Source organism: Streptomyces sp. NPDC058457 (assembly GCF_042720695.1).
Taxonomy (GTDB): Bacteria; Actinomycetota; Actinomycetes; order Streptomycetales; family Streptomycetaceae; genus Streptomyces.
Genome location: NZ_JBHXLU010000028.1, coordinates 56,930 through 68,901, shown reverse-complemented (window position 1 = coordinate 68,901; position 11,972 = coordinate 56,930). Strand labels below are relative to the sequence as shown.

Annotated in this window: 9 protein-coding genes and 2 pseudogenes; 3 read left to right on the top strand and 8 right to left on the bottom strand. The window is 70.7% G+C overall.

What is annotated here, in order from left to right:
• Window positions 1-75: 75 nt before the first annotated feature.
• Entirely contained in the window at window positions 76-1,281 is a 1,206-nt protein-coding gene (locus tag ACFWPS_RS22920; protein WP_383707891.1) for a PucR family transcriptional regulator, read from the bottom strand.
• 73 nt (window positions 1,282-1,354) lie between these two features.
• Here ACFWPS_RS22920 and ACFWPS_RS22915 point away from each other — a divergent pair, with 73 nt between their 5' ends.
• On the top strand, window positions 1,355-2,008 hold the full coding sequence (locus ACFWPS_RS22915; RefSeq protein ID WP_383707965.1) for a pirin family protein: 654 nt from the start codon (window positions 1,355-1,357) through the stop codon (window positions 2,006-2,008).
• 299 nt (window positions 2,009-2,307) lie between these two features.
• Here ACFWPS_RS22915 and ACFWPS_RS22910 read toward each other — a convergent pair whose 3' ends face one another.
• Window positions 2,308-3,132, bottom strand: a complete 825-nt coding sequence (locus ACFWPS_RS22910; RefSeq protein WP_383707889.1) for a serine hydrolase domain-containing protein — start codon at window positions 3,130-3,132, stop codon at window positions 2,308-2,310.
• A 19-nt stretch (window positions 3,133-3,151) separates the two neighbouring features.
• Window positions 3,152-3,620 (bottom strand): annotated as a pseudogene (locus ACFWPS_RS22905) (GNAT family N-acetyltransferase).
• A gap of 97 nt (window positions 3,621-3,717) precedes the next feature.
• On the opposite strand from ACFWPS_RS22905, the gene ACFWPS_RS22900 reads away from it, so the two are divergent.
• Complete coding sequence (locus tag ACFWPS_RS22900) at window positions 3,718-4,185, top strand: MerR family transcriptional regulator (protein ID WP_383707887.1); 468 nt, start codon at window positions 3,718-3,720, stop codon at window positions 4,183-4,185.
• 83 nt (window positions 4,186-4,268) lie between these two features.
• Here ACFWPS_RS22900 and ACFWPS_RS22895 read toward each other — a convergent pair whose 3' ends face one another.
• The 5 genes and pseudogenes from ACFWPS_RS22895 to aceE form a co-directional block, all read right to left on the bottom strand.
• A complete protein-coding gene (locus ACFWPS_RS22895) occupies window positions 4,269-5,126 on the bottom strand; it encodes a DUF4429 domain-containing protein (RefSeq protein ID WP_383707885.1) in 858 nt (285 codons plus the stop codon).
• A gap of 67 nt (window positions 5,127-5,193) precedes the next feature.
• On the bottom strand, window positions 5,194-6,411 hold the full coding sequence (locus ACFWPS_RS22890) for an alpha/beta hydrolase (RefSeq protein ID WP_383707883.1): 1,218 nt from the start codon (window positions 6,409-6,411) through the stop codon (window positions 5,194-5,196).
• Between the two features lie 82 nt (window positions 6,412-6,493).
• Window positions 6,494-6,796, bottom strand: a pseudogene (locus tag ACFWPS_RS22885) (TetR family transcriptional regulator); the annotation flags it as partial.
• Between the two features lie 582 nt (window positions 6,797-7,378).
• Window positions 7,379-8,194, bottom strand: a complete 816-nt coding sequence (locus ACFWPS_RS22880; protein ID WP_383707881.1) for a potassium channel family protein — start codon at window positions 8,192-8,194, stop codon at window positions 7,379-7,381.
• A gap of 76 nt (window positions 8,195-8,270) precedes the next feature.
• The gene (gene aceE / locus ACFWPS_RS22875) at window positions 8,271-11,018 is read right to left on the bottom strand and encodes a pyruvate dehydrogenase (acetyl-transferring), homodimeric type (protein WP_383707879.1); all 2,748 of its coding nucleotides are present in this window, start codon (window positions 11,016-11,018) and stop codon (window positions 8,271-8,273) included.
• Between the two features lie 424 nt (window positions 11,019-11,442).
• Here aceE and ACFWPS_RS22870 point away from each other — a divergent pair, with 424 nt between their 5' ends.
• On the top strand, window positions 11,443-11,877 hold the full coding sequence (locus ACFWPS_RS22870; protein WP_167449928.1) for a DUF3052 domain-containing protein: 435 nt from the start codon (window positions 11,443-11,445) through the stop codon (window positions 11,875-11,877).
• The last annotated feature ends 95 nt before the right edge of the window (window positions 11,878-11,972 follow it).

Sequence of the window (11,972 nt, the reverse complement as noted above, 5' to 3'; positions counted from 1 at the left end):
TTGGGGACGGCCGCGGCCGCCCGTGGGGACAGGGACGAAGAACACGAGGGGGTTTTGTGGAGCCCCGACAAAATCCTATGGCTGGAGATCTCCATCGACCAGACGCCCCAGGATCAGCGCGATCCGCAGTGTGAAGGCGGATCGTACATCGGACGGCGACCATCCGGTGACGTCAGTCACACGTCGAAGCCGGTAGCGCACGGTGTTCGGGTGAACGAAGAGCATCCGGGCCGCGCCCTCCAGGCTGCTCGCCTGTTCCAGATAGACGCTCAGCGTTTCCAGCAGCGCCGAACCGGCTTCTTCCAGTGGTCTGTAGATCTCCTCCACCAACTGCTCGCGTGCGCTCGGATCGCCCGCGATGGCGCGCTCCGGGAGGAGATCGTCCGCCAGCACCGGCCGTGGCGCGTCCTGCCAGGCGGAACAGGCCTTGAGCCCCGCGGCGGCGGCCTGCGCGGACCGCGTGGCGGCCAGCAGATCCGGCACCACCGGCCCCGCGACGACCGGTCCCGCGGCGTACGGCCCGATCAGCGACTTGGCCACGGCCAGCGGATTGTCGTTGCCGCCCGCGATGACCACGAGCCGGTCCCCGAGCACCCCGGTCAGCACCTGGAGCTTGGCGTGCCGGGAGGCCCGCCGGATCGCCTCGACCGTCAGTTCGCTGTCCCCCTCGGGCGCGGTCCCGAGCACCACGCACACATGATCGGGCGAGTTCCACCCCAGAGCCGCGGCCCTGCTCACCGCACCCTCGTCCGCCTCCCCGCTGAGCACCGCGTTGACCACCAGCGACTCCAGCCGGGCGTCCCAGGCACCGCGTGCCTCGGCGGCCTGGGCGTACACCTGGGCGGTGGCGAAGGCGATCTCACGGGCGTACACGAGCAGCGCCTCGCGCAGCACGCGCTCGTCCCCCGGAGCCGCGACCTCGTCGATCGCGCTCTCCATGACCTCGATGGTGGTCCGCACCATCTCCACGGTCTGCCGCAGGGTGATCGCCCGGGTCAGCTCCCGCGGTGCGGTCCCGAACACGTCCGTCGAGATCGCCTGCGGGGCGTCCGGGTGCCGGAACCACTCGGTGAAGGCCGCGATGCCCGCCTGGGCGACGAGCCCGATCCAGGAACGGTTCTCCGGGGGCATGGCCCGGTACCACGACAGGGTCTCGTCCATCCGTGCGATGGCCTGGGCGGCGAGGCTGCCGGACGACTTCTCCAGCCGCTTCAGGGTCGCGGAGTGCGGGTGGACCTGATGAGCCGAGGGGTCGGACTTGCGCATTACGGGTTCGGGCACGGGGACAAGACTGCCTTATCCGGACGGGAGCATGCGCCGCCGGGTGCCGACTGCGGTCTACCGTGGTTCCGTGATGGACGTACGGCGCGCGGCGCAGCGCTACCCGGGAGGCGACCCGGCGACCGGAATCGAGTCGGCGCACGCCTTCTCCTTCGGCCCGCACTACGACCCCGACAACCTGCGCTTCGCGGCGGTCATCGCCTGCAACGAGGAGCGCCTGGCACCGGGCGCCGGCTTCGACGAGCATCCGCACAGCCACACCGAGATCGTGACGTGGGTGGTCGAGGGGGAGCTCACCCACCGCGACTCGGCGGGCAACGAGACGGTCGTGCGGCACGGTGATGTGCAGCGGCTGAGCGCTGCGGGGGGCGTTCGCCACGTGGAGCGCAACGACGGGGAGCTGCCCCTGACCTTCGTCCAGATGTGGCTGGCACCGGTGCGGCCGGGCGGCGAACCGTCGTACGAGATCGTCCGCGGCATCGCCGATTCGACCCCGTACGCGGTCCCGGAGGCCGGTGCGATGCTGCACGTCCGCCGCCTGGGGGCGGGGGAGCGGACGGCGGTGCCGGACGGGGCGTATGTGTATGTGCACGTGGTGCGGGGCGAAGTGGGTGTCGGTGGGGAGGCGTTGGGGCCGGGGGATTCGGTGCGGATCGCTGGCGCGAAGGACCTGGAGGCGTCGGGGATCACGGACGCGGAGCTGTTGCTGTGGGAGATGGCGGGGTAACTGCGGCTCGTCGTCCGGCTGCGGCCCGGTGGGGGCCGACCGCGCAGTTCCCCGCGCCCCTTACGGGGCGCTGTAGCCGCCGCGTCTCCGCAGCCGCGGGCGCCCCCGCCGCATTTTCCCAGCTGTGGGCGCTCCCGCCGCGTCTCCCCAGCTGCGGGTGCTCCCGCCGCATTTTCCCAGCTGTGGGCGCTTCCGCCGCGTCTCCCCAGCTGCGGGCAGGCGTGCCGCAGGGCGGCACGGGTGGGCGCAGCGGCACCCCGCCAACGCGGGCGAGTGAAACCCCCCGGCCCCGGCCCACCTCAGCCGTGCAGCTCCGCCAGCACCGAATCCGTGAACACCGGCCACGCCTCGACTGCCCAAGGGCCGAAGGCGCGATCAGTCAGAGCGACGCACGCCAGCCCCGCCTCCGGGTCCACCCACAGAAACGTGCCCGCCTGCCCGAAGTGCCCGAACGTCCGCGGCGAGGACGAGGAACCCGTCCAGTGCGGAGCCTTGCCGTCCCGGATCTCGAAGCCCAGCCCCCAGTCGTTCGGGTTCTGGTGCCCGTACCCCGGCAGCACCCCCTTCGTCCCCGGGTACTGAACGGTCAGCGTCGCCTCCGCCACCGTCCGCGGATCCAGCAGCCTCGGCGCCTGCAGCTCCGCCGCGAAGCGGAGCAGGTCCGCCACCGAGGACACGCCGTCCTTCGCCGGTGAGCCCTCCAGCGACGTCGACGTCATGCCCAGCGGCTCCAGCACCGCCTGCCGCGCATACTCGGCGAACGGCATCTCCGTCGCCTTGGCGACATGGTCCCCGAGCACCTCGAACCCGGCGTTGGAGTACAGCCGCCGCTCCCCGGGCGGCGCCGTCACCCGGTGCTCGTCGAAGGCCAGCCCCGAGGTGTGCGCGAGCAGATGCCGTACGGTCGCCCCCTCCGGCCCCGCCGGCTCGTCGAGCTCGACCGCCCCCTCCTCGTACGCGACCAGCACCGCGTACGCCGCGAGCGGCTTGGTGACGGAAGCGAGCGGGAAGCGGTGTCCGACCGGCCCGTGGGTACCGAGGACCGTGCCGTCGGTGCGTACGACACCCGCCGCGGCGGTGGGGACGGGCCAGTTCTCGATCGACGCGAGGCTGTTCAAGGACATGCCCACGACCCTAAGCGGCTCAGAGCCGCAGGGTCATCGTGGGGTCCGGCTTGTGGACGAAGCCGAGGGCGGCGTAGAGGGGCTCGGCCTCGGCGGACGCCGTCAGCATGACCTGTGCCGCACCCCGCTCGCGGAACCACGCCAGCAGCTCCTCCATGCACGCGCGCGTACCCGCGGCGGCGGGCGTCCGGGTCGGTGGCCACGCTGAAGACGTACCCGGAGCGGCCGTGCGGGCTGTGCGCCTTCCCGATCCGGTAGTCGACGGTCCCGGCGACCAGCGCGGCCAGCGTCCCCGGCCGGTCCGGATGGTCGACGACGAACGCGGCGAAGTCCCCGTCCGGCTCGCCCAGCTTCTCCGCCAGCGTCGGCCGCGCCTGGGCGTGCCATCCTGTGGAGCCGTCGCCACCGGGCAACGCGTCGATCATCACCTGGCGCAGACGCAGCACTTCCGCCGCGTCCTCGGCCGTGGCACGGCGTACGAGACTCATGCCCCGCACGCTAGCCACCGCCCGCCCTGCCCGTCGCCCGTTTTTCTTGCCGCGTTCCGCTTGCTTCGAGTGCACTCCAAGGCCATAGCGTTGGCGCATGACGGTGATGCAGACCACGACCGCGGCCCCCACCCAGCAGCCCGAGCTCGCGCCCGCCGACATCTGTTCCGCCCCACCCCGGCGGCATCCGCGTCCGGAGGGCCAGGACCGCTACACGATCAGCGAGGTCGTCGCCTTCACCGGCCTGACCGCCCACACCCTGCGCTGGTACGAGCGGATCGGCCTGATGTCCCACATCGACCGCTCCCACACCGGCCAGCGCCGCTACAGCAACCGCGACCTGGACTGGCTGGACTTCGTGACCAAGCTCCGCCTGACCGGCATGCCGGTGGCGGACATGGTGCGGTACGCGGAGCTGGTGAGGGAGGGCGAGACGACCTACCCCGAGCGCCGCGAGCTGCTGGAGCAGACGAGGAGAGACGTCGTGTCGAGGATCGCCGAACTGCACGACACCTTGTCGGTCCTGGACCGAAAGATCAGTTTCTATGAGACGGGTGGGAGTTGAAAGCGCCCCTCACGGCAGGCGCCCAGTAGGGGGCGCGGGGAACTGCGCGAGCAACCCACCACAACCCGCAGCCGAAAGAACTGCTAAAGCTCGGCCAACAACTCCGCCTTCTTCGCGGCGAACTCCTCATCGGTGACCAGCCCCGCCCGATGCAGCTCTCCCAGATGACGGATCCGTTCGGCGATGTCGGCGGGGTCCCGCCGCCCCGCCGGCGCCGGCACCGCAGCGGCCCCCTTGGCCCGCAGGGCCTCCAGTACCGCCGCGGCGAACGGCAGCGACTCGTGCACAGGGCCGTATCCCAGCCCGAACACCACGGTCGCCGGATCCTGGTCGGCCGGGACCGTCGGCGTCGCCCCCGCGAGGTCCCGGTCCCGCCGTAGCAGCCGTAGATGCCCCTCGAAGACCTCGGGCGACCGCCACTCCACCCCCGTCAGGTCGGCGACCGCGAAGCTCTGGTCGCCGGCCTTCCACTTCGCCGTGGACGCACCGGTCCACGACCACCGGAAGTGCACGGCCCTGCCGTCGAAGGTCGCCTTCCCGTCGTACGCCTTGAACTGCCGGGGCCCCTCGGGCGCGGCGACCAGAAACCTTTCCGCCGGGCCGGAGGCGGTGAGCAGCGGCCGCAGTTCGTCGGCGTAGTACTCGGCGAGGGTCGCCCGCTCGGCCGGGAGCACCAGACGGTACGGGTCGCTGCCGTCCTTGAGCTGCCCGGCCGCCGCCTCAAGGAGCGGATCCGCACCGGGGCGTGGTTCGGCCCGGAGTACGACCGTGCCCCGCTTCCCCGGCGTGAGCGTCACGCCTTCCAGCGCGGCCAGCGGTACCCGGCGTTCACCCAGACTCTGGAACAGCTTGGGTGTTCGAATCCCCCGTTCGTAGCGGATGAGCACGGAGTCGGACTCGAACTCCCAGGCGGCATGAAATCCGGCCAGTACGTCACCCATGCGGCTCATCGTATGCGGCACGTGCTTCCCAGTCCCATCCCCGCGCATACCGCACTTCCTGCTGTCTCTACGCGCGTCCGGCCATCAACGTGCCGGACAAACCTGCCCGGCACCCGTCATCGTCGTGGGCGCACGTCACCGCGTCGTATGCGCCGACCCCGACGTCGGCGAGGTTGCGCAGGCTGTCCGTGCCCGGCTCGAAGTAACCGGCGTGTCCCTGGGCGTCGCGCGCCGACAGCACCCGGGCGCCGAAGGAGGAGGAGACGGGGTCGGCGCCGTGGCCGAGTCCGCCGAGCTCCAGGTAGGGGACGTCCTGGATCCAGTCGCTGGCGTCCCGCATCGCCCACACCCGGGCCGAGGTGTCCAGGTGGGAGGCGTTCTCGACGCGCATCCCGGGGCTCGCGGCCACCGCTATGTCGGCCACCCGGTCCGGCATGGCGTGCGCGGCCACCCCGCAGAGCACCGAGCCGTAGCTGTGGCAGAACATCGACACCGGAGCGTCGCCGGGCAGCGCGCGCAGCAGTGCGTTGAGGCGTACGGCGCCCTGCTCGGCGGCCATCCCGGTCGCCGCGCCCACGCCGAGGCCGTCGGGCGCGGTGTAGTCGGCCCAGGCGATCACCGCCGTGCGCGTCGTGGGGCTCGCCGTGTGCTCCGCCTTGTACAGCGCCCTGGCCATGCCGACCGGCGCGGTGTACTGGCGGTACGTCTTCTGGAAGGTGAGCAGGTCGGTGTCGACGCCGGGGACGACGACGGAGATCCGCTCGGCCCTGGTGAGGTCGCCGAACACCTCCGCGATCCGGCCGCTGCCGTCCGGATCGAAGGCGAGGATCTGCCGGCCCTTCGTCATCAGCGCCTCGTAGCGGTGCATACGACGGCCCGCGTCCTGCTGCCCGGCCGCGCTGAGCCGGGGGTCGTGCATGCGTTTCTTCTCGACGGCGCGCTGCTGGGCGAGGGCGATGTCGTTGGCGCGGTAGCGCAGTTCGACCGGGGCGCCGTTCATGTTGCCCACGGCGAGCGGGTAACGGTGCACCAGCCGGTCGCGCTCCTGTGCGGTGAGCGACGCGAAGAACCGGGCGAGCCGCGCGGGCGACGCCTCCGGGTCCGGCAGGTGCAGGCCGTGGACACTGCCGTGCTCCCACCTGGCGAGGGAGGTCTGCAGGGCGGTGGTCTCGCGGTGCGTGCGCATGGCGGTCCAGCCGGTGGTCGCGAGCATCACGAACACCACGGCCAGAGCGAGCAGAGCGCGCCAGACGTTGAGGGGCGGGGAAGCGTCGAAGGAAGTCACTGGGAGGACACACTAGGAGAACGAAGGGGTCTCGCGGTAACTGAGTGACAGTTATCACGTTTCGGCAAACGTGAGGCCGATCTCAGACCCCTGTGGACGGAGATGCGGAGGGGTTCAGCCCGCGCCGCCAGTTCCCGGCGAGTGCCGGGCCCACCTGATCGAGGTACGACGCGGTGAGTTCGCGGATCACCGTGACGCTGAAGTCCTCGCCGACCGGCCAGTGCCGCTCGGTGACCCGGATGACCGCGCCGAACACGGCGACCACGAGCCGCGGCCGGGGGCCGGTGTCCGGGTCGACGCCCTCCCGCTCGGCGATGATCCGCGCGCTCTCCTCCTCCGTCTCCGCCTGCCGCCGCAGGCGGGCGGCGAACAGGGCCGGGGTCGCCCGGCTCGGCCCGCGCATCCCGCTGGCGGGCGGCATGGCGGCCACCGCGATCGCCATGTACGGCATGTCCACGCTGAAGGCGGACACCGGCAGTCGCGGCGGGTGTGGCGGCGGTCGCGATCCTGGTCGCGCTGCTCACCAAGCGCGGCGAGAACGCGGGTACTGACGCGGGCGTGGGCCACATCTGAGGCATCTCCAGGCGGAGTTCACCTATCAGGGTGACTCCGCTAAAGATTCCTCGCCCTCGGTGCGCGCCGCAGGTCACAGTGGGTCAAGTCCTCCGCAGGGCATGGGAGGACGCCGGGCCGCGGCGCGCTGCTGGAGGGGGGCAGCGCGCGGGCAGGTCTGCGCACGCGGAACGGGGGTACCCGGTCATCAACCCGAACGGTCCATGAGGACAGAGGAGTTGATGATGGCAAGCTTCGGGCAACGAACGCGCGGGTACCCCCGCTCACGTCGGCGCTGGTGGCGTATCGCTCTGACCCGCGGCCCGGTGGGGGCTGGTCGCGCAGTTCCTCCCCCAGCCTTCGGCCGGGGGTACCCCCAGCGCCCCTTACGGGGCGCTGCGGTCGCGTCAGCTTCCTAGCTGCGGGCAGTCGTGCTGGTGGGGCGGCACGGGTGGGCGCAGCGGCACCCGGCCAGCGCCGGTGAGCGTACCCCGCCCCCCGCCCCCACCCCCTCGCGCAGGGCGGCGACCTCGGCCCTGAGGGCCCGCACTTCCTCGGTCAGCATCCCGATCGCCTCCGTCTGCCGCCGCTCCTCCACATCGTCCTTCTCGAACCGCGCGATGAACCACGTCGCGATGTTCGCCGTCACCACACCCAGCAGGGCGATCCCGGAGAGCATCAGGCCCACCGCGATCATCCGGCCCAGCCCCGTCGTCGGCGCGTGGTCCCCGTACCCCACCGTGGTCATCGTCGTGAACGACCACCACAGCGCGTCACCCAGTGTCCGGATGTTCCCGTTCGGCGAGTCGCGTTCCACCGACAGCACGGCCAGCGACCCGAACATCAGCAGCCCGACCACCGCACCCACGACATACGTCGTCAGCCGGATCTGCGAGGCCATCCGGGCCCGCCGCCCCACCAGCATCAGCGTCGCGACGAGCCGCAGCAGCCGCAGCGGCTGGAGCAGCGGCAGCACCACCGCGCACAGGTCTATCCAGTGCGTGCGCACGAACTCCCTGCGGCGGGGTGCGAGAGCCAGCCGTATGAGGTAGTCCACGGCGAAGGAACCCCACACCACCCACTCCGCCACCGTGCACGCGGAGGTGAGGACATGCCCGGCCGAACGGTCCACGATCGGCAGGGCGTAGGCGACGGCGAAAGCCACCGCGAGTGCCAGCAACGGCCGTTGAGTGAGCTGCTCCCAACGAGCCTGCGCGGACTGTTCCTTCATGTGCGCATCGTAAGGAACCCGCGAGGGCGGCGGAGACCACAGTTCCGCCGCCCTCGGTCCGTCCGCCCGTCAGGGGCTACGCGTCGCCGCCCGCCGCGCCCGGGTGCGCCGCCGTGACGTCCAGCAGCTGGTACCGGTCGATGGCCTGCTTGAGCACCGAGCGGTCGAGCTTGCCCTCACGGGCCAGTTCGGTCAGCACCGCGACCACGATCGACTGCGCGTCGATGTGGAAGAAGCGGCGCGCCGCGCCCCGCGTGTCGGCGAAGCCGAACCCGTCGGCGCCCAGCGACTGGTACGTGCCCGGCACCCAGCGCGCGATCTGGTCCGGAACCGATCGCATCCAGTCGGACACGGCCACGAACGGACCCTCGGCGCCGCTCAGCTTCTGCGTCACCCATGGCGTCCGCTGCTCCTCCTCCGGATGCAGCAGGTTGTGCTGCTCGCAGGCCACGGCCTCGCGCCGGAGCTCGTTCCAGGAGGTGGTGGACCAGACGTCGGCCTTGACGTTCCAGTCCTCCGCGAGGATCTTCTGGGCCTCGACGGCCCACGGGACCGCCACGCCCGACGCCATGATCTGCGCCGCGACCGTGCCCGCCGTGCCCGCGCTGATCCGGTGCACGCCCTTGAGGATGCCCTCGACGTCCACGTCGGCCGGCTCGGCCGGGTGCTGGATCGGCTCGTTGTAGACGGTCAGGTAGTAGAAGACGTCCTCGCCGTGCGGGTGGTCCGCGTCGCCGCCGTACATGCGGCGCAGGCCGTCCTGGACGATGTACGCGATCTCGTACGAGTACGCCGGGTCGTAAGCGACGCAGGCGGGGTTCGTCGAGGCCAGCAGCTGGGAGTGGCCGTCCGCGTGCTGGAGGCCCTCGCCGGTCAGGGTCGTACGGCCGGCGGTCGCGCCCAGGACGAAACCGCGCGACAGCTGGTCGGCCATCTGCCAGAACTGGTCGCCGGTGCGCTGGAAACCGAACATCGAGTAGAAGACGTAGACCGGGATCAGCGGCTCGCCGTGCGTGGCGTAGGCCGAGCCCGCGGCGATCAGGGAGGCCGTGCAGCCCGCCTCCGAGATGCCGTCGTGCAGCATCTGGCCGGTCGGGGACTCCTTGTAGGCGAGGAGGAGGTCGCGGTCCACGGCCTCGTACTGCTGGCCGAGCGGGTTGTAGATCTTCGCGCTCGGGAAGAACGAGTCCATGCCGAACGTGCGGTACTCGTCCGGTGCGATCAGCACGAAGCGGCGGCCGAGTTCCTTGTCCCGCATGAGGTCCTTGAGGAGACGGACGAAGGCCATCGTTGTCGCGATGGACTGCTGGCCCGTGCCCTTCTTCACGGTCGCGTACGTCTTGTCGTCCGGGAGTGCGAGGGGCTTGGAGCGTACGACGCGGGTCGGGACGTAGCCGCCGAGGCCCTTGCGCCGGTCGTGCATGTACTGGATCTCCTCCGAGTTCCGGCCCGGGTGGTAGTACGGCGGCAGACCGGACTCCAGCTCCTTGTCGGAGATCGGCAGGTGCAGGCGGTCCCGGAAGCCCTTGAGGTCGGCGACCGTCAGCTTCTTCATCTGGTGCGTGGCGTTGCGGCCCTCGAAGTTCGGGCCCAGCGTCCAGCCCTTGATCGTCTTGGCCAGGATGACCGTCGGCTGGCCCCGGTGCTCGGTGGCCGCCTTGAACGCCGCGTAGATCTTGCGGTGGTCGTGGCCGCCGCGGCCCAGGTGCAGGATCTGGTCGTCGCTCATGTGCTCGACCATGGCGCGCAGCCGCTGGTCGTCCCCGAAGAAGTGGTCGCGGATGTACGCGCCGGACTCGGTGGCGTAGGTCTGGAACTGACCGTCGGGGGTCGTGTTCATCTTGTTGACGAGCACGCCGTCGCGGTCCTGGGCGAGCAGCGGGTCCCAGGTGCGGTCCCAGACCAGCTTGATCACGTTCCAGCCGGCGCCCCGGAAGACCGACTCCAGCTCCTGGATGATCTTGCCGTTGCCGCGCACCGGGCCGTCGAGCCGCTGGAGGTTGCAGTTGACGACGAAGGTCAGGTTGTCCAGGCCCTCGCGGGCGGCGATGGAGAGCTGGCCGAGCGACTCGGGCTCGTCCATCTCGCCGTCGCCGAGGAACGCCCAGACGTGCGACTTGGAGGTGTCGGCGATCCCGCGCGCGTGCATGTAGCGGTTCATCCGCGCCTGGTAGATCGCGCCGATCGGGCCGAGGCCCATCGACACCGTCGGGAACTCCCAGAAGTCCGGCATCGAGCGCGGGTGCGGGTAGCTGGAGAGGCCGTCCGGGTACTTCGACTTCTCCTGGCGGAAGCCGTCCAGCTGGGTCTCGCTGAGCCGGTCGAGCAGGAAGGCGCGCGCGTAGATGCCGGGGGAGGCGTGGCCCTGGAAGAAGACCTGGTCGCCGCCGTGGCCGTCGTCCTTGCCGTGGAAGAAGTGGTTGAAGCCGACGTCGTAGAGGGAGGCCGAGGACGCGAAGGTGGCGATGTGGCCGCCGACGCCGATGCCCGGGCGCTGCGCGCGGGAGACCATCACCGCGGCGTTCCAGCGGGTGGCGTTGAGGACCTTGCGCTCGATCTCCTCGTTGCCGGGGAAGAACGGCTCGGCCCGGGTCGGGATCGTGTTGACGTAGTCCGTGCTGCGCATCTCGGGCACCGCCACGCGCCGCTCGCGGGCACGCTCGATCAGGCGGAGCATCAGATAGCGGGCCCGCTCCCGGCCGCGCTCGTCCACGGCGGCGTCGAGCGAGTCGAGCCACTCCTGGGTTTCCTCGGGATCGAAGTCAGGAACCTGACTCGGAAGGCCGCCAATGATGATCGGGTTGCGATCGGATCCGGAAGCCACGCTGTTCCTTACCTGTCAGAGGGCCACTGATTCCCTGTTTTTTCCGGGTTTCCCTGCGTCTTGCCTGCACCGCTGTCCATCGTCCACCCCGGGGCAGCACACGTCATCTCTACCGTGAGGTAACTCGGGACCGGCCAAAACGCAACGATACGCCCGGGGTGTGACGCGCTTGGCAAACTCGTTCGACCACCGTATGTGAGGATGATTCCGAAAGGTACATAGCGGGCAAAAGGGAGTGGTGTGTGTCACAGGCATCCGCGATACGGTGCCGGGAGTTGCGGCGACACGGCCGGGATCGTCACCGTTTCGGCGGTCTGAACGGCCGGGTACTTGCGCGATCCGTCCCGCCCGTGTGGACTACGGCCAATGCTTCGCGCACGCGCGTGGCTGAGTTCATCACCAAGACATGATCAGGAGGCAACCCGTGAGCGCGACCGCGGACCACGCGGAGGAGCGGACCCTTGCCGCCAGGCTGGGGTTCCAGCCGGCGCAGGTGGTCCAGGAGATCGGCTACGACGACGACGTCGACCAGGAGCTCCGCGAGTCCATCGAAGAGACCACCGGTACCGAGTTGGTGGACGAGGACTACGACGACGTGGCCGACGCCGTGGTGCTGTGGTTCCGCGACGAGGACGGTGACCTGACGGATGCGCTGGTCGACGCCCTCAGCTACCTCGAAGAGGGTGGCGCGATCCTGCTGCTGACACCGAAGACCGGCCGCGACGGCTATATCGAGCCGAGCGACATCGGTGACGCGGTGACCACCGCGGGCCTCTCGCAGACCAAGAGCGTCAGCGTCGGCAAGGACTGGAACGGCAGCCGTCTGAGCACGCCGAAGGCCGCAGCCAAGAAGCGCTGAGCCCCGTCGACCGAGCCTCGCCGGCGGGCCGGCCCCGGCCGCGGCGACCCCCGCCGCGCCCAGAGAGCCCCGCAAGGTTGGAACGCCCCAAAACG

Bases quoted from the DNA above. Each gene is read 5' to 3' on its own strand.
- ACFWPS_RS22880 (WP_383707881.1), bottom strand. From the start codon at position 8,194: ATGAAGGAACAGTCCGCGCAGGCTCGTTGGGAGCAGCTCACTCAACGG.
- ACFWPS_RS22915 (WP_383707965.1), top strand. From the start codon at position 1,355: ATGGACGTACGGCGCGCGGCGCAGCGCTACCCGGGAGGCGACCCGGCG.
- ACFWPS_RS22895 (WP_383707885.1), bottom strand. From the start codon at position 5,126: ATGGGTGACGTACTGGCCGGATTTCATGCCGCCTGGGAGTTCGAGTCC.
- ACFWPS_RS22910 (WP_383707889.1), bottom strand. From the start codon at position 3,132: ATGTCCTTGAACAGCCTCGCGTCGATCGAGAACTGGCCCGTCCCCACC.
- ACFWPS_RS22900 (WP_383707887.1), top strand. From the start codon at position 3,718: ATGACGGTGATGCAGACCACGACCGCGGCCCCCACCCAGCAGCCCGAG.